The sequence below is a fragment of the Pseudomonas sp. C6002 genome (assembly GCF_013385805.1).
Classification (GTDB): Bacteria; Pseudomonadota; Gammaproteobacteria; order Pseudomonadales; family Pseudomonadaceae; genus Aquipseudomonas.
The window spans coordinates 1-25076 of the sequence record NZ_JACAPH010000030.1; the positions used below are offsets into that span (position 1 = coordinate 1).

Genomic DNA, 25076 nt, shown 5'->3' on the forward strand with positions numbered 1-25076 from the left:
GATGATCTGAAGCAACTCGCTGCCGAAACCTACATAACTCTTTGTTTACCAAGGAGTTTTCCGTTTCGACTGCGCCGGAAGTGGGGCGAATTATAGACTTCCAGAATCTGCCGTCAACCCTTAATTCAGCTTTTCTATCAAATAGGCATTTCTGGCTAAAAACCGACCACCTTCCCTCCATATAGAGAGCCTCAACAACCCTCTATATAGAAGAGAAGCTTCAGATGACCCCGGCCTCCCTCAAAGCCGACACATTCGCTGGCGTCAAACCCAGCACTTGCTGCAGCACCTGATGGGTATGCTCACCCAACAGCGGAGGTGCGCTGCGGTATTCAACAGGCGTCTTGGACAAGCGCATAGGACTTGCCACCTGGGGCACAGTACCAGCCAACGCATGAGGCAACTGCATCGCCAACCCGCGCGCTTTCACCTGAGGATCGGCAAACACCTGCGCCAGGTCATTGATCGGGCCGCAAGGCACACCTACTCGCTCCAGCTGAGCCACCCATTCAGCCGTGCTCTTGAACACGGTAGCCTGACGGATCAACGGAATCAGCACCGCCCTGTTAGCCACTCGCAGCTTATTAGTAGCAAACCTAGGATCATCCGCCCACTGGGGCTGCCCAGCCACTTCGGCAAATTTGCGGAACTGCCCATCATTACCCACAGTAAGAATGAAGTCGCCATCCGCCGTAGGAAAATCCTGATAGGGAACGATATTCGGATGAGCGTTACCCAGGCGCTTTGGAGAGACGCCCGTCGTCAGGTAGTTCATCGCCTGATTAGCCAGACAAGCCACCTGCACATCCAGCAACGCCATATCGATATGCTGGCCGCCACCATCATGATCCCGGTGAGCCATGGCCGCCAGGATCGCAACTGTCGAGTAAAGCCCCGTAAGAATATCCGTCAGCGCCACGCCAACCTTAACCGGTCCGGCGCCGTCTTCACCCTCCGGGCGGCCAGTCAGGCTCATCAGCCCGCCAAGCCCCTGGATCATGAAGTCGTAGCCCGCCCGCGTCGCATAGGGCCCGGTTTGACCAAACCCGGTAATCGAGCAGTAGATCAACTCCGGATTGAGCTCCTTGAGCGACTCATAGTCCAACCCATAGGCCGCCAAGCCGCCTACCTTGAAGTTCTCGATCAGAATGTCGGACTTCGCCGCCAGGTCACGCACCAGCTTCTGGCCCTCCGGCCGCGTGAAGTCGATCGTCACCGATTCCTTGTTGCGATTGGCAGACAGGTAATACGCCGCCTCAGTGGTGTTTTCCCCATACGCATCCTTGAGGAAGGGTGGCCCCCAGGCACGAGTGTCGTCGCCATTCCCGGGCCGCTCGACCTTGATCACTTCAGCGCCAAGGTCTGCAAGTATCTGCCCGGCCCAAGGGCCCGCCAGCACTCGCGACAAATCCAGTACCCGCAGGTGCGAAAGCGCGCCCATGGTCGTTCTCCTATTAATAGAACGCCTGAATACCGGTTTGCGCTCGCCCCAGGATCAATGCATGCACGTCGTGAGTACCCTCATACGTATTCACCACTTCAAGGTTGACCAGGTGGCGGGCAATGCCGAACTCATCCGAGATGCCGTTACCACCGAGCATGTCACGCGCCATCCGGGCAATGTCGAGCGACTTGCCACACGAGTTACGCTTCATGATCGAGGTGATTTCCACAGCCGCAGTGCCCTCATCCTTCATACGACCCAACCGCAGGCATCCTTGCAGCGCCAGGGTGATTTCAGTCTGCATGTCTGCGAGCTTCTTCTGGATCAGTTGAGTAGCCGCCAAAGGCCGCCCGAACTGCTGGCGATCAAGGGTGTACTGACGCGCGGTATGCCAGCAGAACTCCGCGGCCCCCAAGGCACCCCACGAGATCCCGTAGCGTGCCGAGTTAAGGCAAGTGAACGGTCCTTTCAGGCCACGCACATCCGGGAAGATGTTCTCTTCAGGAACAAACACGTTATCCATGACGATTTCACCGGTGATCGAGGCGCGCAATCCGACCTTGCCGTGGATCGCCGGAGCACTCAGGCCTTTCCAACCCTTTTCCAGCACGAAGCCGCGAATGTCGCCCGCATCGTCCTTGCCCCACACCACGAACACATCCGCAATCGGGCTGTTGGTAATCCACATCTTGCTGCCAGTGAGGCTGTAGCCGCCATCCACTTTGCGCGCGCGGGTAATCATCGCGCCCGGGTCGGAACCATGGTTAGGCTCGGTCAGGCCAAAGCAGCCAATCCATTCACCAGAGGCCAGCTTCGGCAGGTATTTCTGCTTTTGCGCTTCGGTACCGAATTCATTGATAGGCACCATCACCAGTGAGGACTGCACACTCATCATCGAACGGTAGCCAGAGTCCACACGCTCTACTTCACGAGCGATCAGGCCATAGCTGACGTAGTTCAATCCACTGCCACCGTACTGCTCTGGAATCATCGCCCCCAGCAGGCCGGTCTCACCCATTTCGCGGAAGATCGCAGGGTCAGTCTTTTCATGGCGGAAGGCTTCGAGAACACGGGGCGCCAGCTTGTCCTGGGCGAACTGTTCGGCACTGTCGCGCACCATGCGTTCTTCTTCGGTGAGCTGTGAATCCAGCAGCAGTGGATCGATCCAGTTGAAGCTTGCCTTACCGCCCATGAGTGAGTCCTCGCGAAGTAAATCAAAAGTCGTGCATGGAGCCTAGGCCGGGCAGGCGAGGAGGGCAAACGAGGATTTTGCATAGCCTTGTGCTAATTTCTCACTCCGTAACATTCAAAAGCGGCATAGATGCTCTTTACTTGTGAGGTCACGGTACATGCGCAGAAAAATTCCCAGCACCACGGCGCTGGTCAGTTTCGAGGCTGCAGCCCGCCACGAGAGCTTTACCAAGGCGGCACAGGAGCTTTCGATCACCCAGGGCGCAATCTGCCGACAAATCGCCAGTCTTGAGGAGTTTTTAAGTGTCGAGCTGTTTCGACGCTCGCGCCGGGGCGTGAAACTGACAGAAGCAGGGCTTTCCTACAGTCGCCGGGTGGCTACGCAACTTGACGCCGTGGAACGCGACACCCTTTCGATCATGGGACAGCAGGGCACCAACGTTATTGAACTGGCGGTGGTCCCGACGTTCGGCACCCAATGGCTGATCCCACGCCTCAAGGACTTTCAGCACCAGCATCCCGAAGTCACCGTCAACCTGACCAACCGCACACGGCCTTTCCTGTTCGCCGATACCGAATTCGACGCGGCAATCTACTTTGGCGATGCCGACTGGTCCGGTACCGAATCCCACAAACTGATGGGAGAAAACCCGCTCCCGGTATGCAGCCCACGCTTGCTGGACGGTCGCACGCACTTCACTGCACACGAAATCGCCGAACTGCCCCTGCTGCAACAAACCACTCGACCCTATGCCTGGCGCCAGTGGTTCAACGCGCAACAGCTGGACATACCCCGCGACATGACAGGCCCGCGTTACGAGCTATTCTCCATGTTGTCCCAGGCAGCCATGCACGATATGGGCATTGCACTGATACCGCCGTTCCTTATTCAAAGGGAACTGAGCGATGGGCACTTGGTGATTGCCAGCCCTCAGGTACTGGCGAGCTCAAAGGCTTACTACCTGATGATTCCCGAGAGAAAGGTCGAATCAGCTTCTCTGCATGCGTTCAGGGACTGGCTGATTGATCAGGCGCATCGTTACAACCCCAATATCTAAAGGGTCTTCGTCAATTTATTAACTTTGTAGTCAACAAAATAAAATACCTACATATGTATATATATGTCGCAATTTAGAAGACCGCATCTTTTGACCCTGAAATGGCCTTTAAGCCATGTAGGTATTGGCCTGTAGCCATAAAATTGCAGCGATGCCCAAGCATTCACGTCGGCGATGGAGATGCGCTGATATTTCGGTAAAAACTCTTTAATCTCCTGTATTTAAACGAATTTAATCTATCCATTGCGACAATCGGTCACGGGGTGACTTGTAGTTAATTTTTCGTCACCCGTCATAATCTCTTGAAGGCCGTAAAGTTCGCCTGCAAAATGCCGCGCCCCGCTGTATTTCAGCGGGATCGTGCTGATCGGCCGCCCAGATTCGCCTGTCGTGGCGCACTGGCCTTTTACAAAAATCAAAGCAAAAAGATCATGCAGGAGATTTGACGTGCACATTGGTGTTCCTCTCGAAACCCAGACCGGTGAAACGCGGGTGGCTGCCACCCCGGAAACCATCAAGAAGCTGATCGGCCAGGGCCACAAGGTCACTGTGCAAAGCGGGGCAGGCATCAATGCCAGTGTCGTCGACAGTGCCTATGAAGCGGCAGGCGCAACCATTGGCAACGCCAGTGATGCATTCGGCGCCGAGCTGATCCTCAAGGTAGTCGCCCCCAATGACAGCGAACTGACGCTGATCAAAAGCGGCGCAGTGCTGGTGGGCATGCTCAATCCGTTCAGCAACGAAACCATCACTCGACTGGCCGAGCATGGCATCACGGCCTTTGCCCTTGAGGCCGCGCCGCGCACCTCCCGCGCGCAGAGCCTGGATGTGCTTTCTTCCCAGGCAAACATTGCCGGCTACAAGGCTGTACTGCTCGCCGCCCATCACTACCCACGCTTCATGCCAATGCTGATGACCGCCGCCGGAACGGTGAAAGCCGCTCGCGTGCTGATTCTTGGAGCTGGTGTAGCAGGGCTGCAGGCGATCGCTACCGCGAAACGCCTGGGTGCGGTCATCGAAGCGTCCGACGTGCGTCCGGCGGTAAAGGAACAGATCGAATCCCTGGGCGCCAAGTTCGTCGACGTGCCATACGAAACTGATGAAGAACGTGAATGCGCGGTTGGCGTGGGCGGTTACGCGCGCCCAATGCCAACAAGCTGGATGCAGCGCCAGGCCCTGGCCGTGCATGAACGTGCCAAGCAAGCCGACATCGTCATCACCACCGCATTGATTCCGGGTCGCAAGGCACCGACCCTGCTCAGCGCCGAGACCGTCGCACAGATGAAGCCAGGCTCGGTGGTCATCGACCTCGCCGCAGCACAAGGCGGCAACTGCCCGCTGACCGTGGCAGACCAGGTGGTCGTGGAAAACGGTGTGACCATCTGCGGCCCGACCAACCTGGCCGGCGCCGTCGCCGCCGATGCCTCGGCGCTGTACGCACGCAACCTGCTGGACTTCCTGAAGCTGGTCTTCACCAAGGAAGGGCAGTTTGAAATCAACCTCGAAGACGACATCGTCGCCGCGTGCCTGATGTGCCGCGACGGCCAAGTCATCCGCAAAAACGCCTAAGCAGGGATTCAGACGATGGAAGAGCTTATTTCCCCCGGTATCTACAACCTGATCATCTTCGTGCTGGCGATTTATGTCGGTTATCACGTGGTCTGGAACGTCACCCCGGCCCTGCACACCCCGCTGATGGCCGTGACCAACGCAATTTCGGCGATCGTGATCGTCGGCGCCATGCTGGCAGCCGCACTCACCGTGACACCACTGGGCAAGACCATGGGCACCCTGGCCGTAGCCCTCGCGGCGGTCAACGTGTTCGGTGGCTTCCTGGTTACCCGCAGGATGCTTGAGATGTTCAAGAAGAAAGCCCCGAAAGTAAAAGAAGAGGCGCCATCGTCATGAGCATGAATCTGGTCACGACGCTCTACCTGATCGCGTCGATCTGCTTTATCCAGGCACTTAAAGGCCTGTCACACCCGACGACGTCCCGGCGCGGCAACCTGTTCGGCATGCTCGGCATGGCGCTGGCAGTGCTCACCACCGTGGGCCTCATCTATAAGCTCGGCGCCGAGCTGGCCACTGCCGGAATTGGCTACGTCATCGTTGGCCTGCTGGTCGGCGGCACCGCCGGCTCGATCATGGCCAAGCGCGTGGAAATGACCAAGATGCCGGAGCTGGTGGCGTTCATGCACAGCATGATCGGCCTGGCTGCAGTGTTTATCGCCATCGCCGCAGTCGTGGAACCACAGTCGCTGGGTATCGTGAAACACCTGGGGGATTCGATCCCCGCCGGTAACCGCCTGGAGTTGTTCCTCGGTGCAGCCATCGGTGCAATTACGTTCTCCGGCTCGGTCATCGCCTTCGGCAAGCTGTCGGGTAAGTACAAGTTCCGCCTGTTTCAGGGCGCACCGGTACAGTTCGGCGGTCAGCACAAGCTGAACCTGGTGCTGGGGCTGTTGACGCTGGGCCTGGGCCTGGCCTTCATGTTCACCGGCAACCTCAGCGCCTTCGCATTGATGCTGGCCCTGGCGTTTGTGCTGGGCGTACTGATCATTATCCCGATTGGCGGCGCCGACATGCCGGTGGTCGTCTCGATGCTCAACAGCTACTCCGGCTGGGCTGCGGCGGGGATCGGCTTCTCGCTGAACAACTCGATGCTGATCATCGCCGGTTCGCTGGTGGGTTCAAGCGGTGCGATCCTGTCGTACATCATGTGCAAGGCGATGAACCGCTCCTTCTTTAATGTACTGCTCGGCGGTTTCGGCAACACGGCAGACGCCGCCGGCCCGGCCGGCTCGAAAGAAGCGCGCCCGGTGAAATCCGGCTCGGCTGACGATGCAACCTTCCTGCTGACCAACGCCGACACCGTAATCATCGTACCGGGCTACGGCCTGGCGGTGGCACGGGCACAACATGCGCTGAAAGAGCTGACCGAGAAGCTGACCCACCGCGGCGTGACCGTGAAGTACGCGATCCACCCGGTTGCAGGCCGTATGCCTGGTCACATGAACGTATTGCTGGCCGAGGCAGAAGTGCCTTACGACCAGGTGTTCGAGATGGAAGACATCAACTCCGAGTTCGGCCAGGCCGACGTGGTGCTGGTGCTAGGCGCCAACGACGTGGTCAACCCGGCCGCCAAGAACGATCCCAAGTCGCCCATCGCGGGCATGCCGATCCTCGAAGCGTTCAAGGCCAAGACCATCATCGTCAACAAGCGCTCGATGGCCAGCGGCTATGCCGGCCTGGACAACGAACTGTTCTACCTGGACAAGACCATGATGGTCTTCGGCGACGCCAAGAAGGTCATAGAAGACATGGTCAAGGCCGTCGAATAAACACTGCGCCAGCGCAATACCCAAAACCCTGGCCTTTAGTAGGCTGGGGTTTTTTATTACCGGTAAAAACCGACAAAAGGCTCTAAATCGCTGCCTGGCATTCGACCATGGTAGCGGGACGAAATTTTTTGAAATCACTAGACTGCGCATCTTGCTTCCGTAGCCCGAGATAACAATCCATGTACCGTGATCGTATCCGCTTGCCTTCGTTGTTGAACAAGGTCATGAGCGCGGCTGACGCTGCCGCACTGATCCAGGACGGCATGACCGTCGGCATGAGCGGCTTCACCCGCGCCGGTGAGGCCAAGGCCGTGCCCCACGCCTTGGCCGAACGCGCCAAGACATCACCGCTGAAAATTACCCTGATGACCGGCGCCAGCCTGGGCAACGACCTGGACAAGCAACTGACCGAAGCCGGTGTACTGTCGCGACGCATGCCATTCCAGGTAGATAGCACCCTGCGCAAGGCGATCAACGCCGGCGAGGTGATGTTTATCGACCAACATTTGTCGGAAACCGTCGAGCAGCTGCGCAACAATCAGCTCAAGCTACCGGACATCGCGGTGATCGAAGCCGTAGCGATCACCGAGCAAGGCCACATTGTGCCAACCACTTCCGTGGGCAACTCCGCCAGTTTCGCGATTTTCGCCAAGCAGGTGATCGTCGAGATCAACATGGCGCATAACCCGAACCTGGAAGGCCTGCACGACATCTATATCCCGAGCTATCGCCCGACCCGCACGCCAATTCCGCTGGTGGCCGTGGACGACCGTATCGGCAGCACCGCGATTCCGATTCCGCCGGAAAAGATCGTCGCGATCGTCATCACCAATCAGGCGGATTCGGCCTCCACCGTGACGCCGCCCGACAGCGACACCCAGTCGATCGCCAATCACCTGATCAACTTCCTTAAAGAAGAAGTCGACGCCGGACGCATGACCAACAAGCTCGGCCCGCTGCAGGCAGGCATCGGCAACATTGCCAATGCGGTGATGTGCGGTTTGATCGAGTCGCCCTTCGAAGACCTGACGATGTATTCGGAAGTCCTCCAGGATTCCACATTCGACCTGATCGACGCAGGCAAGCTGAGCTTTGCCTCAGGCAGTTCGATCACATTGTCGGAACGGCGCAACGCCGACGTGTTCGGCAACCTGGAGCGCTACAAAGACAAATTGGTGCTGCGGCCCCAGGAAATCTCCAATCACCCGGAAGTGGTGCGGCGCCTGGGCATCATCGGCATTAACACCGCGCTGGAGTTCGACATCTATGGCAACGTCAACTCCACCCACGTCTGCGGCACCCGGATGATGAACGGAATTGGCGGCTCGGGCGACTTCGCGCGCAACGCGCACCTGGCGATCTTTGTCACCAAGTCGATTGCCAAGGCCGGCGCGATTTCCAGCGTGGTGCCAATGGTCAGCCATGTGGACCATACCGAGCATGACGTCGACATCCTCGTGACCGAGGTCGGCCTGGCGGACCTGCGGGGCCTGGCGCCGCGGGAGCGGGCCCGGGTCATCATCGACAACTGTGTGCACCCGGCGTACCGCGATGCCCTGAACATCTACTTCACCCAAGCCTGTGTGCTGGGCGGGCACACCCCGCATATCCTGCGAGAAGCACTGAGTTGGCACATCAACCTGGAAGAAACCGGGCATATGCTGAAGGCGTGATTGATACAGATTCGGGCTGATGCAAACACAGTTTCATCAGCCCGAGCTTCCGAGCCCAACTTTTATAAAAAACTGTACTGCTGTACCGGTCATTTCCTACTGAAATATCCTACCTCGAACTCCATAAACGCCTAAAACGCACCATAAAAGTGCCGACAGGTACAGTTGCCCCAATTTCGTACAGTACAGCCCCTATAAACAGTTAACTGGCCCCTCACAATACAGGTGAACTGTATCTAGAGAGTCTTGCCTGGGAGGAGGATCATTGGCACCAGTTAAACCACTACCTAATCCCGCCACAAGCGGAAGGATGTCATCATGGAACGTACACTCAGTTCCGATCTGTTCTTCGAAGAAAAAGCTGTAAACACCCAGGCTTCCCTGCCTCTGCGCGTTCTCGCCAACCTGATGTTGTGGCAGCGCCGCATCTCCAGCCGCCATCAACTGGCTCGTCTGGATTCGCGTCTGCTGGCTGACGCCGGTATCAGCGAAGCACAACGCTACGAAGAGCTGAGCAAGCCGTTCTGGCGCTAATTAGCGTCCGCTGGCCCTGACCCACCGGGTCCACCGCCAGCACTCCGAATTGTTAAAGCAGAACCCGCCCCGGGTAACCGGCGGCGGGTTCTGCTGTTTCTGGGGTTTGGATTTTCAATGGCGAAAACAGTCGGCTTTCTACAGACCGATACAGTTTAAAAAACATAACAATTAAGCAGTACAATTTAACCCGCGTGTATCTGTACCGGTAGCACCCTCCAGCCCAAGATGGTGTTCCAGGACCTCATGAAAGGCGCGCGTCATGAATACCAAAAACCAGCAACACCCTCGGTTGATACAGCTACTCAAGCGCACCGCTGCAGCACTCGTCTGCTGGGGGCAACGGGCCCGCACACGCAGGCTGCTGGCTCAACTGGATCCGCGGGAATTGTCCGATGCGGGTATCAGTCACGGCGACCGGGCATCTGAGCTGGCCAAATCGTTCTGGCGCGAGTAATCACCGCAGGAAGCTATCCGAACAGATAAGCGGCGGCTAATATCCGGCTACCACGTGGCGAACCCTGTAGAACGGGCGTCTGATGCCCATGGTCTCGCTGCTCAAGCAGTAGCTTTGTGCCACCCTTTCGTTCATTTACAGGAGTCACCCCATGTCCCGTCTTCACCTGCTTAGCGCTGCAGCCCTGCTGGCCCTGGTTGCCAATGCCAACGCCTCCAGCCTGATCGTGACCACGGATTCGATCGTCGGCGCACTGAAAGCCACCTCAGACGCCACCTCCGATGCCACTTCCTCCCTGCGTGACAACAAGGTCGTACGTGCTGCCCGTGACGACGCCGCCAGCTTCGTTGCCAGCGAAGGCGCCATCCGTGGCGTAAAACTGGAAAGCGCCCTGGCCCAGATCCGCCAACAGGCTCCACAACTGAATACCGCGACTGACGCGCAGCTGGCCCAGGCGATCCTGGCCATCTGACCGCAGGTGGGATAAAGGGGGCGCCAGGCGCTCCCCGAACCCTCCGCGCTGGCTCTCGCCCGGGCATTGCGCTAGCCTTGGCGCTCGTTTTCAGTTGTCGAGTCCCATGGCTTTTTCATACCGCCTGTTGATCGCTCCCGTAGTGTTTTGCACCTGCTGGTCCACGCAAGCTCCGGCCTTTGACCTGTCCACCCAGAGCCTCGTTGTCAGTGCGTATGCCACCAGCAAAGTGACCTCCGCACCGTTCGACCATAAACTGATACTGGCCGCCCAGGATGACGCTGCCGCTTTCATTGCCACTGACGGCCAATGGCGGGGAGCCCGACTGGAATCAGCGCTGGATTATCTGCGCCGTACCCAGCCAAAACTTAACGCCAGTGACCTTGAACTGGCGCAAGCAATTCTCGTCCAATAATCATCTTTGTATTTCGGAGTCATTCCATGCGTAGCCCGCTGATCGCCGCCGCTCTCGGCCTGCTGTTGTTGGCCGGTGTTGCCCAGGCACAAACCCTGAAGGCCACCAGTAACATCATCGTCCGAGCCTCGGCCCGTACCATCGATTTCACCTCGGACACCACCACGTCCATCCGCGACTCCAAAGTCGTACGCGAAGCCCACGACGATGCCGCCAGTTTCGTCGCCAGCAATGGCGAGATTCGTGGCGCTCAACTGGAAGCCGCCTTCGACACCCTGCGAACCCGCGTGCCGGAAGCCCGCGACGCCAGCGACCAGGTCCTCGCCGAAGCTATCCTCTCTCTGTGAGGCGCATTGCCGCCTGGCTACTGGCCGGCACCTTGCTGCTGGGCGCCAGCGCGGCTCAGGCCGCCCTGCAACTGCGGCTCAAGACCGATGGCTTGAGCCCGGCCCAGCAGCAGGCGAGCCAAGCATTGCTGGATGAAGCGATGCAGGCGTTGCCGCCGCGCTTCATCGAGCAACTGGACCGGACCATCGACGTCGGCTGGACCGACAAGATGCCCGAGAACGCCTACGGCCAGGCTTCGCTGGTGTCCGAACTGGACCTCAACAGCAACTTGCTGGAAAGCCTTACCGACGGCAGTGCCGCGACGCAAAAAACCAATCGCCCCCACGGCACCGTGCGCCGGGAAATGCTCGCCACCGTGCTGCATGAACTGACCCACATCTATGACCGTGCCCGCCTGTGGTCCAGCGCCGACCGCAAGCTGATCCAGCGTTGCAGCCGCCAGAACAACATCACCGGCCTGATCGGCCTGCCCGATCAATGCCGGGGCCAGAACGACCGCCGCTTTACCCTCAGCGATGACCCTCGCCTGATGGACCTCGCAGGGTGGCCGCAATACGTCGGCCGTCGCGGCGAACGTGAACAGAACAACCATCAGGTCGCCCGCAGCCCGGACATCTACGAAACCACCAGCCCGCTGGAATTCGTCGCCGTCAACATGGAGTACTTCCTCCTCGACCCGAGCTATGCCTGCCGCCGGCCTTCGCTGTACCGCTATTACAAGGAACACTTTGGCTGGGCGCCGCCCGCCAAGGACACCTGTGCCAAAACCTACGCCTTCCTCAACGCCGGCAACGACTTCGCCAAGACTCCACTGGGCCAGGTCGACCCCGAGCGGGTCTACGAAATCGACTACCTGCTGGCCGAAGCCAACCAGAACCTCGTGAGTCGCTGGGGCCACAGCATGCTGCGCCTGGTGATCTGCGCCCCCGGCCGGCCACGGGGCCCGGACTGCCGCCTGGACCTGGACCAGCACCTGGTGTTGTCCTACCGCGCGTTTGTCGGTGACGTACAACTGTCGAGCTGGGACGGCCTGATCGGCAAATACCCGTCGCGGCTGTTCGTGCTGCCGCTGTCTCAGGTCATCGACGAGTACACCAAGACCGAGCTGCGCGGCCTGGCGTCGGTGCCGTTGAAGCTCACGCGCCAGGAGATCAACGACACCGTCGAACACGCCGCCGAAATGCACTGGAGCTACGACGGCAACTACTTCTTCATCTCCAACAACTGCGCAGTCGAGAGCCTGAAACTGTTACGCAGCGGCAGCGCCAACCCGCAGCTGACCGGCCTGGACAACATCACGCCCAATGGCCTGCTGGAAGTCCTCAAGGGCCGAGGCCTGGCCGATACCAGTGTGCTGGACGACAAAAAACGCGCGCTGCGCCTCGGCTATCACTTCGACTCCTTCCGCGAGCGCTACCAGGCGATGTTCGAGGTGTTGAAAAAGCGCCTGCCGATCAAACAGGCTGAAGTGGAGGATTGGTTGTCACTGAGTGCCGAAGAGCGCCGCCCATGGTTCGCCGAAGCCGACCTGCGCGCCAGCGCCGCCTTGTTGCTGCTGGAACAGGCGAGCTTCCGCAAGCAGCTCATGCTGGCCCAGGATGAAGTCAAGCAACGCTACCTTGGCGCCCGCGAGCTGAAGAACGGCGGCATGGAAAAGGCCAACGCGACGTTGCAGCAGATCCTCGCCAACAGTGGCTTCCTCAGTCGCCCGGCAGAGCTGCTGGGCACCAGCGGTTACGGCTTGCCACAACCAACAGAATCCAAACGCCTGGAATCAGAGAGCGCCGCGCGCCAGAAGCAGTTGCAGTCGCTGACCGGCGATCTGGACAAAGAGGTGAGGGCGCTGCTGGAACCGGCCCGCGCGGCGGAGATTGCCGCATGTGAAGCCAACCTCAAGCAGCTAGGCGAGCACTTGCGCGCACTGCACAAGGCCTCCGGCGGGTTCGAGCTGCCCTAGAGCGCTTCTCCGTCTTCTTCCGGTAGTTGCTCATCCAGGTGTAACCACGGCAATCGGCTCTCTACCCAGATGTGCCGATCTGCCGGGGCCAGCTCCGGGTGATCCAGGGTTGCGATGGTCACATCGATACTCTCGGCACTCAGTTGCGTTACCAGCGCCAAATGCGCCCCACAGTTAGAACAGAAATACCGCACGCATGTCGGCGAAGATTCGTACTGCGCCGGCGTTCCCGCCACCCAGGCGAACGCGGAACGGGGCAGGGTGATCCAGGTCGTCACCAAGCCGCCGCTGACCCGTCGGCAAATCGAACAGTGGCAGTGGGCAATATCCACCAACGCCCCGCTGAACTGATAACGCACCCGCCCGCAATGGCAGCCGCCTTGGTGTTGCTCATGCATGCTCTGTCTCCCACATCCTTATTTCACACAGGACCAGTCGTCCATTCAACGTAGCCCGTTTCTCAAGCGAAAGCTGGCTGAAAGCTTCCGGGACTAGGATCGCCCACCACTACCGGCAACAGACCGGTTGTTAACAACAACAATGGTGATTCCCGATGTCCGCTCGTACCCGCCTGTTTGCCCCGACTCCACCCGTACGCCTCGTGCCTTTCGTTCTGCGCTGACCCAACCGGTTCGCCATTCCCTAGCCGCGCTACGCCTGGAGTACTCCTATGCTGACTTTCCTTGGCTTTGCCATGGTCATCACGTTCATGTTCCTGATCATGACCAAGCGCCTGTCTGCGCTGATCGCCCTGATCATCGTACCGATCCTGTTCGCGCTGTTCGGCGGCTTTGCCCCGCAGATCGGCCCGATGATGCTCGCGGGCATCACCAAGCTTGCGCCGACCGGCGTAATGCTGATGTTTGCCATCCTCTATTTCGCCTTGATGATCGACTCCGGCCTGTTCGACCCGGCCGTGCGCAAGATCCTCAAGCTGGTCAAGGGCGACCCGCTGAAGGTCTCGGTCGGCACCGCCGTGCTGGCCCTGGTGGTATCACTGGACGGAGACGGCGCCACCACCTACATGATCTGCGTGGCCGCCATGCTGCCGCTGTACCAGCGCATCGGCATGAGCCCGCGGATCATGGCCGGCCTGATCATCCTCGCCGGTGGGGTGATGAACATGACCCCATGGGGTGGCCCGACCGCCCGCGCCGCCAGTGCATTGCACGTGGACCCATCGGATATTTTCGTACCGATGATTCCAGCCATGGCCGCCGGCGTCGTCGCCATCCTGGTGATTGCCTATATGTACGGCAAGCGCGAACGGGCACGCCTGGGCGAGTTGCACCTGCAAGGCGATGAAATCGACCACAGCGAAATCAGCGTCTCGCAATACCCGGACGCCCGCCGTCCGAAACTGATCTGGTTCAACGGCGCACTGACCTTCGCCCTGATGTGCACCTTGATCGCCGGCCTGTTGCCACTGCCAGTACTGTTCATGGTGGCCTTCAGTATCGCGATGATCGTCAACTACCCGTGCCTGCAGATGCAGAAAGACCGGATCGCCGCCCATGCCGGCAGCGTGCTGGCGGTCACCGGCCTGATCTTCGCCGCCGGTATCTTCACCGGCATCCTGTCCGGTACCGGCATGGTCGATGCCATGTCCAAGAGCCTGCTGGCCGTCATCCCTGACGCGCTGGGGCCTTATCTGGCCGTGATCACCGCGCTGGTGAGCATGCCGTTTACCTTCTTCATGTCCAACGATGCCTTCTACTACGGCGTTCTGCCGGTACTGGCCGAAGCCGCCAGCCACTACGGCATCACTGCCGTGGAAATGGCCCGCGCCTCAATCGTTGGCCAGCCTGTGCACTTGTTGAGCCCACTGGTTCCATCGACCTACTTGCTGGTAGCCCTGGCGGGTATCGAATTTGGCGATCACCAGCGCTTCACCCTCAAGTGGGCGGTGCTGGTGTGCCTGTGCATAATGGTCGCCGCTTTGCTGATGGGGATTTTTCCGCTGTTCAGCACTCTATAATCGTACAACTCACTGCGCCGGCTCTTAAGGCTGGCGCGGTCTAACACTCGCTCAAAGGAATACACATGGAATGGCTGACCAATCCGGAAATCTGGATTGCCTTCTTCACCCTGACGGCCCTCGAGATCGTCCTGGGCATCGATAACATCATCATGATTTCGATCCTGGTCAGCCGCATGCCCAAGCACATGCAGGCGCGTACCCGGATCTTCGGCCTGGCGCTGGCGATGGTCACGCGGATCCTGTTGCTGCTGTCGATCACTTGGGTCATGCGCCTCACCGACGATCTGTTCGTGGTGTTCGGCCAAGGCATTTCCGGCCGCGACCTGATCTTGTTCTTCGGTGGCCTGTTCCTGCTGTGGAAAAGCTCCCAGGAGATGTACCACGCCCTGGAAGGTGAAGACGAAACCCACGACGAGCCGAAGGGCGCCGGTGGCAAGTTCATCTACACCATCATCCAGATCGCGATCATCGACATCGTGTTCTCCCTGGACTCGGTGATTACCGCCGTCGGTATGGTTTCCCACGTACCGGTGATGGTGGCCGCGATCATCGTCGCCGTACTCGTGATGATGCTGGCCGCTGGCACCATCAGCGATTTCATCGACAAACACCCGTCGCTGAAGATGCTGGCGCTGTCGTTCCTGCTGGTGGTGGGTACCGTGCTGATCGCCGAAGCCTTCGACGTTCACGTGCCAAAAGGCTACGTTTACTTCGCCATGGCGTTCTCCCTGGCGGTTGAAGCGGTGAACATCAAGATGCGTACCGCCATCGCGAAAAAGAAGAAACAGCAGGATCCTGTGAAACTGCGCAAGGACATTCCGGGTCAATAACCTGGACCCGCTGCTGAAAAAGGGGCTTTAGAGCCCCTTTTTTTCATCTGCAAAAAGCTGATTTCATGACAGTTTTGTTTCAATCCCGACTTTAGCTATGCGATGCTGGCGCCGAGCCCATTCGCCAACTACAGCTTAAGTACAAGACGTAGAACGGCACGCGGCACTATTCACTTGCTCCGATTGGAGCACGACTCAACACAGGGGGCCCAGCATGCTGACCCTGCTCAATCTGCTTTCCGCGGTAACCCTGCTGATCTGGGGCACGCACATCGTCCGTACCGGCATCCTGCGGGTCTACGGCTCCAACTTGCGCCAGGTCATCGGGCAGAACATGTCCAAGCGCTGGCTGGCGTTTATCGCCGGCATCCTGGTGACGGCCATGGTGCAAAGCAGCAACGCCACGGCGATGCTGGTGACTTCGTTTGTCGGCCAGGGCCTGATGGGCCTGATGCCCGCCCTGGCGACCATGCTCGGTGCCGATGTCGGTACCGCGCTGATGGCCCGGGTGCTGACCTTTGACCTGTCGTGGCTGTCGCCGCTGTTGATTTTCCTCGGGGTGATTTTCTTCCTGTCGCGCAAACAGACACGCGCCGGGCAGATGGGCCGTGTCGGGATCGGCCTCGGGCTGATCATCCTTGCGCTGCAACTGATCGTCGAAGCCGCGGGCCCGATCACCCACGCGCAGGGCGTCAAGGTCCTGTTCGCCTCGCTGACCGGCGACATCTTGCTCGATGCCCTGGTCGGCGCACTGTTCGCGATGATCTCCTACTCCAGCCTGGCCGCCGTCCTGCTGACCGCGACCCTCGCCGGTGCCGGCGTGATCGGCCTGCACGTGGCCATCGGCCTGGTGATCGGCGCCAACATCGGCAGCGGCGTGCTGGCCTTCCTCAGCACCAGCATGCAGAACGCCGCCGGGCGCCAGGTGGCCCTGGGCAGCCTGCTGTACAAGCTGATCGGCTTGCTGCTGATCATCCCGGTACTCGACCCGCTGGTCGGCTGGATGGATAACCTGGACTACAGCGCCCAAGGCATGGTGATCACCTTCCACCTGCTCTATAACGTTATTCGCTGCCTGATCCTGCTGCCCACCATCGGCCCGATGTCCCGCTTGTGCGCCTGGTTGCTCCCGGAACGCGAAGAGGTCAACGGCCTGGCCAAGCCGCGCCACCTGGACCTGGCAGCACTCGCCACCCCAAGCCTGGCACTGGCCAACGCCGCCCGCGAAACCCTGCGTCTGGGCGACCTGATCGACAACATGCTGACCTCGATGCTGGAAGTGCTGCGCGGCAAGCAAACCGCCATCACCCAGGAAATGCGCAGCCTGAGCGACGATGTCGAGGCGCTCTACAGCGCGATCAAGCTCTACCTCGCGCAAATGCCCCGGGAAGACCTCAGCGAACAGGACAGCCGACGCTGGGCCGAGATCATCGAACTGTCGATCAATCTGAAACTGGCCGGCGACCTGATCGAACGCATGCTGCGCAAGGTCCAGCAGCAAAAGACCTCCCAGCGCCGCTCATTCTCCGAAGTCGGCCTGGAGGAACTCGCGGGCCTGCAAACCCAACTGATCGCCAACCTGCGCCTGGGGCTCTCGGTGTTCCTCAGTGCCGACCCGGAAAGCGCCCGGCAACTGCTGCGGGAAAAGCGCCGCTTCCGCGCCCAGGAGCGTCGCCTGGCCCACGCCCACGTCAGCCGCTTGCAACGTAAAATCGTACAGAGCCTGGAGACCAGTTCCTTGCACCTGGAGCTGATTGCCGACATGAAGCGTCTCAACTCGCTGTTCTGCAGCAGCGCTTATGTGGTGCTGGAAACCACCGACACCGGCGCCCTCTCGGCGGACGATATTGCCGACATCACCCATTCGCCCTGAACGTACGACGGCGAGTGAAGTCAGTTAACAATGGACCTCACTCGCCAGGAAGCCTGTTATGCGTCGCCTGCTATTCGCCTGCCTGCTCATGGGTTCGGCACACACCTTTGCCTTTGACCGCCTGCAAGTCGAGGGCTACACCCTGCCCAACGGCCTGCAATTGCTGCTCAAGCCGGGCACCGAACGCGGCCACGTGGCAATCCGCCTGGTGGTGGGTGTGGGCCTGGATGACTTCAGTTGCGAAGACAAGGAACTGCCGCACCTGCTGGAGCATTTGCTGTTCAGCGGGATCGACGGTGGCGGCGAAGGTGAACTGGAAGAACGCATGCAAGCCCTCGGCGGCGACTGGAACGCCTACACCAGCAATGCCGACACCACTTTCGTCATCGAGGCTCCGGCGCAGAACCAGCGCAAGGTGCTCGACCTGCTGCTGGCCATCATCACCCGCACCCAACTGACCGACGCCAACATCAATGCCGCCAAACAGGTGGTGGAGCGCGAAGACGGCGGCCATTACTCACACCTGCAACGGCTGCTGGACCGCCAGGACCTCGGCCACAAGGCCAGCAGTCAGCTTGCCGTCGAACTGGGGCTCAAATGCGCCGAGCGGGCCGAAGTCGAGCACCTGACCCGCGACCAGTTGGAAAAGCTGCGCAAGGCCTGGTACGCCCCCAACAACATGACCCTGATCATCGTCGGCGACCTCGACAAGCTGCTGCCGGCCTATCTCGAACGCACTTACGGCGCACTGGATCCGGTTGACCCCAGCGAACATCGCCCGTTGCCGGAGATTCAACACGCCGCCGCCGTCCGCCGCGACCTGATCCACGGCTGGGTCGGTGACAACGCCAAGCTGCACTGGTTATTCCCCGAGCCGGTGCTGGACGACCAGTACGATGAAACCTTCGACCTGCTCAAGGACTACCTGGATTGGGCGCTGTATCGTCAATTGCGCTTGCAGCACGGCTTGTCCTATGGCCCATGGAGCGAGCGCGAAGTGCTGGGCGGCGTCGGCTTCATGAGCCTCAACGCCGACCTTGAACGCGACAACCTGCCCGAAGCCGAGCACGTGCTGGAAACCCTCAGGGCCCAACTGCTCAAGGATGGCCTCGACCCGGCCACCTTCGCCCGCCTGCAACAAGCCGCCATTGCCCGCCAGGCGTGGGCCGTTCAAGGCAACAGCGCGTTGGCCGACTATTACTGGAGTGCCTCGGGCGACTACGCCAAAGGGCATTTCAGCGACCCGGCCAAGCGCATCAAGGCCGTCAGCCTGGAGCAAGCCAACCAGGCCATGCGCGAGTTGTTCAAGCAGAACGGCTACTGGCGCATCGAGAAACCGTTGTTCAGCTACGATAGCCTCAACTGGATCGCCGCAGGCGCACTGGGGCTGATTGCGATTGTGTTACTAGGTGTGTGGCGTTATCGCAAAGGGATTGCGTAATCGGGCCCCGAGAAAACGGCTAAAACGTTATTCTGTCTGGGATTTTTCCTACAAAGACTGTGAACTGCCGAATGCCTATCCTGACCCACACCATCCAGCGCATCCTCGAGCTGATGAAGCGCTACCCAGGGGTGATTGCACTCGGCGGTTTCATCTCGGGTGTGGGCAGCTTCATCCTGGTGGATCGCCAGCAAGGCATGGCCAGCTGGATCGCGATCATCATGCTGGTGAGCTGGTTATGGCTGATGCTCGAAAACAGCCTCACCCAGCTGTTCAGCAAAGTCTTCAAACGGGAAATCCCCGAACCGCTGCTGCGCTACGCCACGCAGATGATCCATCAGGAAAGCCTGTTTTTTGTCCTGCCGTTCTTTTTTGTCACCACCACCTGGAACAGCGGCCAGTCGATCTTTACCGGCCTGCTGGGCGCGGCGGCACTGGTATCGATCACCGACCCGCTGTACTACAAGTGGCTGGCACCCAAGCGCTCGCTGTTTCTCGCACTGCACACCCTGACCCTGTTCGCAGCCCTGCTGACCGCGCTGCCGATCATCCTGCACCTGACCACCGCCGAGAGTTACAAACTGGCCCTCGGCGTGGCGATGGCGCTCTCTATCCCGAGCCTGGCCGTGAGCCTGCCGCTGCGTAGCATCAAGGGCTGGGCGATGCTGTTGGGGGTTACCGCAGCGATTGGTTGCGCCGGCTGGTTCCTGCGCACTTGGGTGCCGCCCGCTACGCTGTGGATGACCGAAGTGGCCATCAGCACCCAATTGCAGGACCGCACGCCCGGCGATGACCTGAAAGAAGTCAGCGCCGCCCAACTGCGCAGCAGCGGGCTGTATGCCTACACCGCGATCAACGCGCCGCGCGGCCTGGATGAGCGGATCTACCATGTGTGGAAATTCAACGGCAAGGAAGTCGACCGCATCGCCCTGGACATCCATGGTGGGCGCAAGGAAGGCTATCGGGCCTGGACCCACAAGCAGAACTTCCCCCCCGACTCGGTAGGACGCTGGCAGGTACGGGTGCTGACCGAAGATGGCCAAGTGATCGGCGTGTTGCGCTTCAAGGTGACTGACCCCGGTCAGGGCGCTACAACGCCAGACGCGCCAAAGTAGGCAGGATCGTGCTATTACGTAGGAATTCTGGAATAGCCAAACAAGCTCGGAGCTTATGACCAGTAGCACAACGGCCGGTGCAGCCCATCTGGACACGTCCACCCAGCCTCCATTGCTGAGGATTACAGGGGATTGGACGCTTGCCCACTATGCCAACCTGAAGAAGCTGTCGGAAAAGCTCGACGGCCAGTACGACGCTGGCGCACGTATCGACCTTAACGGCCTCGGCGCCCTGGACACGGCCGGCGCCTCGCTGCTGGTGGAACTGCTCGGCCCCGAGCGCATCGAACAGTCCGCCGAACAGACCGACTGCAGCCTCTCGACCGCCGACCGCGCGTTACTGAAAACCGTCTACCGCTCTCTGAACGACTTCTGTGTGCCGGTCAAGGAACCCGAAGAAGCCGCCGGCATCATGTTGCTGGCGCGCATCGGCGGCGCGGTCTACACCGTCTGGCAAGACGGCATGAAACTGCTGGGCTTTATCGGCCTGATCCTCGAAACCTTCGCCCGTGGCGTATTCCGGCCCAAGCGCTGGCGCGTGACGCCAATGGTTGCGCATATCGAACAAACCGGCCTCGATGCGGCCCCCATCGTGGCCTTGCTGACCTTCCTGGTGGGCGCAGTGGTGGCGTTTCTCGGTGCCACGGTGCTGGCCAGTTTTGGCGCGAGCATTTTCACCGTGGACCTGGTGGCGTTCTCCTTCCTGCGGGAGTTCGGCGTGTTGCTCACCGCGATCCTGATGGCCGGCCGCACCGCCAGTGCCTTCACCGCACAGATCGGCTCGATGAAGGCCAACGAAGAGATCGATGCGATCCGCACCCTGGGCCTCGACCCGATGGAGTTGCTGGTGCTGCCCCGCGTACTGGCATTGCTGGTGGCGCTGCCGATGCTGACGTTCCTGGCAATGCTCTCGGGCATTATCGGCGGCGGTGTGGTGTGTGCCGTGGCCCTGGATATTTCGCCGGCAATGTTCCTGTCGCTGCTGCAATCGGACATTGGCGTGCAGCACTTCCTAGTCGGCATGGTCAAGGCGCCGATCTTCGCGTTCCTTATCGCGGCCATCGGCTGCCTCGAAGGTTTCAAGGTCAGCGGCAGCGCCGAGTCCGTCGGCGCCCACACCACCTCCAGTGTGGTGCAATCGATTTTCGTGGTGATCGTGCTGGATGCGGTCGCCGCACTGTTCTTCATGGAGATGGGCTGGTGAGTCGTCTGCGCCGTGCGCCCACTGAGGCGGTGATCGAAGTCCGCGGGCTGTGCAACCGGTTTGGTTCGCAAAGCGTGCACGAGAACCTCGACCTGGACTTGTACAAGGGTGAAATCCTCGCCGTCGTCGGTGGCTCCGGCAGCGGCAAGTCGGTGCTGCTGCGCAGCATCATTGGGTTGCGCCAGCCCAGCGAAGGCCAGGTGCGGGTGTTCGGGCAGAACTTGCCGAGCCTGTCGGAACACGAGCGGTCGCTGGTGGAGCGGCGCTTCGGCGTGCTGTTCCAGAAGGGCGCGCTGTTTTCCTCGCTGACGGTCACCGAGAACGTTGCGTTGCCACTGATAGAGCATGCCGGCCTCAGCCGTCCCGATGCCGAGCACCTGGCGGCAGTGAAACTCGCGTTGGCCGGGCTGCCGCTGTCGGCCGCCGACAAATACCCCTCGTCACTCTCCGGCGGCATGATCAAGCGCGCGGCCCTGGCCCGTGCCCTGGCGCTGGACCCGGACATCCTGTTTCTCGACGAACCCACCGCCGGCCTCGACCCGATCGGCGCCGCCGCCTTCGATCAACTGATCCTGACCCTGCGCGATGCGCTGGGCCTGAGCGTGTTCCTGGTCACCCACGACCTCGACACGCTGTACACCATCACCGACCGTGTAGCGGTGTTGGCGCAGAAAAAGGTACTGGTGGCGGATGCCATCGATGTCGTCTCGGAAACCGACGACGCCTGGATTCACGAATACTTCCATGGCCCACGGGGCCGCGCGGCATTGGATGCCGCTCAACTGCTCAACGAGGTATGACATGGAAACCCGAGCCCATCATGTGATGATCGGTCTGTTCAGCGTGATCGTCGTGGTCGGCGCCATGCTGTTTGGCCTGTGGCTGGCCAAGTCCAGCGTCGACAGCGCATTCCAGGATTACGAAGTGGTGTTCAACGAGGCGGTCAGTGGGCTGTCCCAAGGCAGTGCCGTGCAGTACAGCGGGATCAAAGTGGGCGACGTCACCAGCCTGCGCCTCGACCCGAAAGACCCGCGCCGGGTGCTGGCGCGCATCCGCCTGGCCGGGCAGACGCCGATCAAGGAAGACACCCAGGCCAAGCTGGCCCTGACCGGCATTACTGGCACCTCGATCATCCAGCTCAGCGGCGGTACGCCCCAAAGCCCTGAGCTCAAGGGCAAGGACGGCAACCTGCCGGAAATCATTGCGTCGCCATCGCCGATCGCGCGACTGCTGAACAACAGCAACGACCTGATGACCAGCATCAACTTGCTGCTGCACAACGCCAATCACATGTTCTCCCGGGAGAACGTCGACCGCCTCAGCAATACCCTGGGCAACCTGCAACAGACCACCGGCGCGATTGCCGATCAGCGCGGCGACATCAAGGTGGTGATGCAGCAATTGATGCAGGTGAGCAAACAGGCCAGCGCCACCCTGGAGCAAACCACCGCGTTGATGCGCAACGCCAACGGTTTGCTCAACGACCAGGGCAAGCAGGTGTTTGGCAGCGCCGAGAAGGCCATGCAGTCCCTTCAACAGAGCACGGCCACGATCGACACCTTGCTGACCAACAACAAGGATTCCCTGAACAGCGGCATGCAGGGTCTCAACGAACTGGCGCCAGCAGTGCGCGAGCTGCGGGAAACCCTGGGTTCGTTGCGCGCCATTTCCCGCCGCCTGGAAGCCAACCCCAGCGGTTACCTGCTGGGCAGCGACAAGAACAAGGAGTTCACGCCATGAAGCGTGCGTACCAAATGATCGCCCCCGTTGCGCTGGTATTGGTCAGTGCGTGTTCCATCCTGCCGAAGGCGGATCCCTCGGACGTGTACCGGTTGCCATCGGCGCAGGCCGCCACGCAGGCCAGCCCGGTGGCCTGGTCGCTGCGGGTGGCGAAGCCGCAGACCAGCGAATTCCTCGACAGCCCGCGGATTGCCGTGGTGCCTAACGGTGACTTGATCAGCAGCTATGCGAATTCCCGCTGGAGCGATCCAGCCCCCGTGCTGTTGCGTAACCGGTTGCTGGACGGGTTCCAGCGGGATGGGCGGGTGACGTTGCTCAGTACCGATGAGACCAATCTGCAGGCGGACTTTGAGTTGGGCGGGCAGTTGCAGGCGTTTCAGAGTGAGTATCGCGGCAGCGCAGTTGAAGTGGTGATACGGCTGGACGCACGGTTGGTGCGCGGCAGTGATCAACGGATTATTGCCAGCAAGCGGTTCGAGGTGAGGCAGCCGGTGGGGGATACCAAGGTGCCGGCGGTGGTAGCCGGGTTTGGTCAGGCTGGCGATGTACTGAACAGGCAGGTGGTGGATTGGGCCGTCGGCCTGGGAAGCCGCGCTTTTGTGGCCAGGGAGCTTGCTCCCGTTGGGCTGCGCAGCAGCCCCAAAACCAGTCAATGAGCTTTGACTGACACACCTGCGATAACTGACTGGGGCCGCTTCGCGGCCCAACGGGAGCAAGCTCCCTCGCCACAGGGATTCAGGTCTTAGCCGAAGAACCAGTAGCACACCGCAATCGCCGCCACCACACCAGCAAACTCCGCCAACAACGCACACCCCACCGCATGCCGTGCCCGCTGGATTCCCACCGAGCCAAAGTACACCGCCAACACATAGAACGTGGTCTCGGTGCTGCCCTGAATCGTCGCCGCCACCAGCGCCGGGAAGCTGTCCACGCCCTGGGTCTGCATGGTCTCAATCAACATCGCCCGCGCCGCACTGCCGGAGAACGGCTTGACCATCGCGGTCGGCAGCGCATCGACAAAGCGCGTGTCCATGCCGGTCCAGGCCACCACGTGGCGAATGCCTTCCAGGCCGAAATCCAGCGCGCCGGACGCCCGCAACACGCCCACTGCACAGAGCATCGCCACCAGGTACGGCAGCAGGTTCTTGGCAACGTCGAAGCCCTCTTTGGCACCTTCGACAAACGCCTCGTAGACCTTGACCTTGCGCAGCGCGCCGATCACCAGGAACAACATGATCAGCCCGAACAGCGTGAGGTTGCCGAGGATCGACGACAGGCCCGCCAGCGCAGTGGCTGAGAGCGTCGCCAGCAAGGCCATGAAGCCACCCAGTACCAGCGCACCCGGAATCAGATACGCCAGCACCACCGGGTCCCACAGCCGCAGGCGTTGCATCACCGCCACCGACAACAGGCCCATCAGGGTCGAGGCGCTGGTGGCCAGCAGGATCGGCAGGAACACCAGCGTCGGGTCCGCCGCACCTTGCTGGGCGCGGTACATGAAGATGGTGACCGGCAGCAGGGTCAGGGAAGACGCGTTGAGTACCAGGAACAGGATCTGCGCGTTGCTGGCGGTATTGGGGATAGGGTTGAGCTCTTGCAGCGCCTTCATGGCCTTGAGGCCGATGGGCGTAGCGGCGTTATCGAGGCCCAGTCCGTTGGCGGCGAAGTTGAGCGTGATCAAGCCGATGGCCGGGTGACCGGCAGGCACTTCCGGCATCAGGCGCCGGAACAGTGGCCCCAGGGCCTTGGCCAGCCAGTCGACGATCCCGGCTTTCTCGGCGATACGCAGGAAGCCCAGCCACAAGGTCAGGGTGCCGAACAGCAACACCATCACCTCGACCGACAGCTTGGCCATGGCGAAAATGCTTTCCACCATGGCCGCAAAGATCCCGGCATTCCCGCCGATCAGCCATTGCGCCAGCGCAGACACCATCGCCACGATGAAGAAGCCAAGCCACAGGCCATTGAGCATCAGTTGAATCCCCCGAAAGATGGGGCGAAT

General features: G+C 60.5%; 24 protein-coding genes. 20 read left to right on the forward strand and 4 right to left on the reverse strand.

What is annotated here, in order from left to right; all coding sequences use genetic code 11:
* Nucleotides 1-220: 220 nt before the first annotated feature.
* Nucleotides 221-1441, reverse strand: a complete 1221-nt coding sequence (locus HX817_RS19685) for a CaiB/BaiF CoA-transferase family protein (protein WP_177022447.1) — start codon at nt 1439-1441, stop codon at nt 221-223.
* 13 nt (nt 1442-1454) lie between these two features.
* Complete coding sequence (locus HX817_RS19690; protein WP_010168706.1) at nt 1455-2636, reverse strand: acyl-CoA dehydrogenase; 1182 nt, start codon at nt 2634-2636, stop codon at nt 1455-1457.
* Nucleotides 2637-2793: 157 nt separating this feature from the next.
* Here HX817_RS19690 and HX817_RS19695 point away from each other — a divergent pair, with 157 nt between their 5' ends.
* From HX817_RS19695 to HX817_RS19745, 11 genes are all read left to right on the forward strand, one after another.
* Nucleotides 2794-3693 carry a LysR family transcriptional regulator gene (locus tag HX817_RS19695; protein WP_177022446.1) on the forward strand — a complete coding sequence of 300 codons (900 nt, stop codon included), beginning with the start codon at nt 2794-2796 and terminating at the stop codon, nt 3691-3693.
* A gap of 447 nt (nt 3694-4140) precedes the next feature.
* The gene (locus HX817_RS19700) at nt 4141-5262 is read left to right on the forward strand and encodes a Re/Si-specific NAD(P)(+) transhydrogenase subunit alpha (RefSeq protein ID WP_003214747.1); all 1122 of its coding nucleotides are present in this window, start codon (nt 4141-4143) and stop codon (nt 5260-5262) included.
* 15 nt (nt 5263-5277) lie between these two features.
* Nucleotides 5278-5601: an NAD(P) transhydrogenase subunit alpha gene (locus HX817_RS19705; protein WP_003170836.1), complete on the forward strand. Its 324-nt coding sequence runs from the start codon at nt 5278-5280 to the stop codon at nt 5599-5601.
* Nucleotides 5598-7034, forward strand: coding sequence for an NAD(P)(+) transhydrogenase (Re/Si-specific) subunit beta (locus tag HX817_RS19710; RefSeq protein WP_003214748.1), 1437 nt, complete (start codon nt 5598-5600; stop codon nt 7032-7034). The genes HX817_RS19705 and HX817_RS19710 overlap by 4 nt, the downstream gene beginning before the upstream one ends.
* Nucleotides 7035-7213: 179 nt before the next feature.
* Nucleotides 7214-8707 (forward strand): acetyl-CoA hydrolase/transferase family protein, encoded by a 1494-nt coding sequence (locus HX817_RS19715; RefSeq protein ID WP_177040915.1) that lies wholly within the window; start codon nt 7214-7216, stop codon nt 8705-8707.
* Nucleotides 8708-9025: 318 nt separating this feature from the next.
* A complete protein-coding gene (locus HX817_RS19720) occupies nt 9026-9241 on the forward strand; it encodes a DUF1127 domain-containing protein (protein ID WP_003214752.1) in 216 nt (71 codons plus the stop codon).
* A 262-nt stretch (nt 9242-9503) separates the two neighbouring features.
* Complete coding sequence (locus HX817_RS19725; protein WP_003214754.1) at nt 9504-9698, forward strand: DUF1127 domain-containing protein; 195 nt, start codon at nt 9504-9506, stop codon at nt 9696-9698.
* Nucleotides 9699-9849: 151 nt separating this feature from the next.
* A complete protein-coding gene (locus HX817_RS19730; protein ID WP_003214756.1) occupies nt 9850-10170 on the forward strand; it encodes a DUF2388 domain-containing protein in 321 nt (106 codons plus the stop codon).
* Between the two features lie 106 nt (nt 10171-10276).
* Complete coding sequence (locus tag HX817_RS19735) at nt 10277-10585, forward strand: DUF2388 domain-containing protein (protein WP_003214758.1); 309 nt, start codon at nt 10277-10279, stop codon at nt 10583-10585.
* A gap of 26 nt (nt 10586-10611) precedes the next feature.
* Nucleotides 10612-10932, forward strand: a complete 321-nt coding sequence (locus tag HX817_RS19740; RefSeq protein ID WP_003214760.1) for a DUF2388 domain-containing protein — start codon at nt 10612-10614, stop codon at nt 10930-10932.
* Nucleotides 10929-12890, forward strand: a complete 1962-nt coding sequence (locus HX817_RS19745; protein ID WP_177040917.1) for a DUF4105 domain-containing protein — start codon at nt 10929-10931, stop codon at nt 12888-12890. The genes HX817_RS19740 and HX817_RS19745 overlap by 4 nt, the downstream gene beginning before the upstream one ends.
* Here the strand turns inward: HX817_RS19745 and HX817_RS19750 are convergent.
* The gene (locus tag HX817_RS19750) at nt 12887-13288 is read right to left on the reverse strand and encodes a GFA family protein (RefSeq protein ID WP_177040919.1); all 402 of its coding nucleotides are present in this window, start codon (nt 13286-13288) and stop codon (nt 12887-12889) included. The genes HX817_RS19745 and HX817_RS19750 overlap by 4 nt on opposite strands.
* 272 nt (nt 13289-13560) lie before the next feature.
* On the opposite strand from HX817_RS19750, the gene HX817_RS19755 reads away from it, so the two are divergent.
* The 9 genes from HX817_RS19755 (at nt 13561) to HX817_RS19795 (ending at nt 23730) form a co-directional block, all read left to right on the forward strand.
* Nucleotides 13561-14868, forward strand: a complete 1308-nt coding sequence (locus HX817_RS19755) for a CitMHS family transporter (RefSeq protein WP_003214766.1) — start codon at nt 13561-13563, stop codon at nt 14866-14868.
* Between the two features lie 65 nt (nt 14869-14933).
* Nucleotides 14934-15701, forward strand: a complete 768-nt coding sequence (locus HX817_RS19760; protein WP_003214768.1) for a TerC family protein — start codon at nt 14934-14936, stop codon at nt 15699-15701.
* A gap of 214 nt (nt 15702-15915) precedes the next feature.
* Complete coding sequence (locus HX817_RS19765; protein ID WP_003214770.1) at nt 15916-17574, forward strand: Na/Pi cotransporter family protein; 1659 nt, start codon at nt 15916-15918, stop codon at nt 17572-17574.
* 58 nt (nt 17575-17632) lie between these two features.
* Nucleotides 17633-19015, forward strand: coding sequence for a pitrilysin family protein (locus HX817_RS19770; RefSeq protein ID WP_003214772.1), 1383 nt, complete (start codon nt 17633-17635; stop codon nt 19013-19015).
* Nucleotides 19016-19086: 71 nt separating this feature from the next.
* Nucleotides 19087-20130, forward strand: a complete 1044-nt coding sequence (locus HX817_RS19775; RefSeq protein ID WP_003214774.1) for a DUF5924 family protein — start codon at nt 19087-19089, stop codon at nt 20128-20130.
* 55 nt (nt 20131-20185) lie between these two features.
* Complete coding sequence (locus tag HX817_RS19780; protein WP_032899919.1) at nt 20186-21334, forward strand: ABC transporter permease; 1149 nt, start codon at nt 20186-20188, stop codon at nt 21332-21334.
* Nucleotides 21331-22134: an ABC transporter ATP-binding protein gene (locus HX817_RS19785; RefSeq protein WP_003214778.1), complete on the forward strand. Its 804-nt coding sequence runs from the start codon at nt 21331-21333 to the stop codon at nt 22132-22134. Before HX817_RS19780 ends, HX817_RS19785 begins: the two co-directional genes overlap by 4 nt.
* A 1-nt stretch (nt 22135) precedes the next feature.
* Nucleotides 22136-23074, forward strand: a complete 939-nt coding sequence (locus HX817_RS19790) for an MlaD family protein (protein ID WP_177040921.1) — start codon at nt 22136-22138, stop codon at nt 23072-23074.
* The gene (locus HX817_RS19795) at nt 23071-23730 is read left to right on the forward strand and encodes an ABC-type transport auxiliary lipoprotein family protein (RefSeq protein WP_177022442.1); all 660 of its coding nucleotides are present in this window, start codon (nt 23071-23073) and stop codon (nt 23728-23730) included. Before HX817_RS19790 ends, HX817_RS19795 begins: the two co-directional genes overlap by 4 nt.
* 86 nt (nt 23731-23816) lie before the next feature.
* On the opposite strand, the gene HX817_RS19800 is transcribed toward HX817_RS19795, so the two are convergent.
* Complete coding sequence (locus tag HX817_RS19800) at nt 23817-25046, reverse strand: nucleoside recognition domain-containing protein (RefSeq protein ID WP_177040923.1); 1230 nt, start codon at nt 25044-25046, stop codon at nt 23817-23819.
* Nucleotides 25047-25076 lie beyond the last annotated feature (30 nt).

Coding starts and splice junctions, on each gene's coding strand:
- HX817_RS19685 (WP_177022447.1), bottom strand. CDS start 1,441: ATGGGCGCGCTTTCGCACCTGCGGGTACTGGATTTGTCGCGAGTGCTG.
- HX817_RS19690 (WP_010168706.1), bottom strand. CDS start 2,636: ATGGGCGGTAAGGCAAGCTTCAACTGGATCGATCCACTGCTGCTGGAT.
- HX817_RS19695 (WP_177022446.1), top strand. CDS start 2,794: ATGCGCAGAAAAATTCCCAGCACCACGGCGCTGGTCAGTTTCGAGGCT.
- HX817_RS19705 (WP_003170836.1), top strand. CDS start 5,278: ATGGAAGAGCTTATTTCCCCCGGTATCTACAACCTGATCATCTTCGTG.
- HX817_RS19710 (WP_003214748.1), top strand. CDS start 5,598: ATGAGCATGAATCTGGTCACGACGCTCTACCTGATCGCGTCGATCTGC.
- HX817_RS19715 (WP_177040915.1), top strand. CDS start 7,214: ATGTACCGTGATCGTATCCGCTTGCCTTCGTTGTTGAACAAGGTCATG.
- HX817_RS19720 (WP_003214752.1), top strand. CDS start 9,026: ATGGAACGTACACTCAGTTCCGATCTGTTCTTCGAAGAAAAAGCTGTA.
- HX817_RS19725 (WP_003214754.1), top strand. CDS start 9,504: ATGAATACCAAAAACCAGCAACACCCTCGGTTGATACAGCTACTCAAG.
- HX817_RS19730 (WP_003214756.1), top strand. CDS start 9,850: ATGTCCCGTCTTCACCTGCTTAGCGCTGCAGCCCTGCTGGCCCTGGTT.
- HX817_RS19735 (WP_003214758.1), top strand. CDS start 10,277: ATGGCTTTTTCATACCGCCTGTTGATCGCTCCCGTAGTGTTTTGCACC.
- HX817_RS19740 (WP_003214760.1), top strand. CDS start 10,612: ATGCGTAGCCCGCTGATCGCCGCCGCTCTCGGCCTGCTGTTGTTGGCC.
- HX817_RS19750 (WP_177040919.1), bottom strand. CDS start 13,288: ATGCATGAGCAACACCAAGGCGGCTGCCATTGCGGGCGGGTGCGTTAT.
- HX817_RS19755 (WP_003214766.1), top strand. CDS start 13,561: ATGCTGACTTTCCTTGGCTTTGCCATGGTCATCACGTTCATGTTCCTG.
- HX817_RS19760 (WP_003214768.1), top strand. CDS start 14,934: ATGGAATGGCTGACCAATCCGGAAATCTGGATTGCCTTCTTCACCCTG.
- HX817_RS19765 (WP_003214770.1), top strand. CDS start 15,916: ATGCTGACCCTGCTCAATCTGCTTTCCGCGGTAACCCTGCTGATCTGG.
- HX817_RS19770 (WP_003214772.1), top strand. CDS start 17,633: ATGCGTCGCCTGCTATTCGCCTGCCTGCTCATGGGTTCGGCACACACC.
- HX817_RS19775 (WP_003214774.1), top strand. CDS start 19,087: ATGCCTATCCTGACCCACACCATCCAGCGCATCCTCGAGCTGATGAAG.
- HX817_RS19780 (WP_032899919.1), top strand. CDS start 20,186: ATGACCAGTAGCACAACGGCCGGTGCAGCCCATCTGGACACGTCCACC.
- HX817_RS19790 (WP_177040921.1), top strand. CDS start 22,136: ATGGAAACCCGAGCCCATCATGTGATGATCGGTCTGTTCAGCGTGATC.
- HX817_RS19795 (WP_177022442.1), top strand. CDS start 23,071: ATGAAGCGTGCGTACCAAATGATCGCCCCCGTTGCGCTGGTATTGGTC.
- HX817_RS19800 (WP_177040923.1), bottom strand. CDS start 25,046: ATGCTCAATGGCCTGTGGCTTGGCTTCTTCATCGTGGCGATGGTGTCT.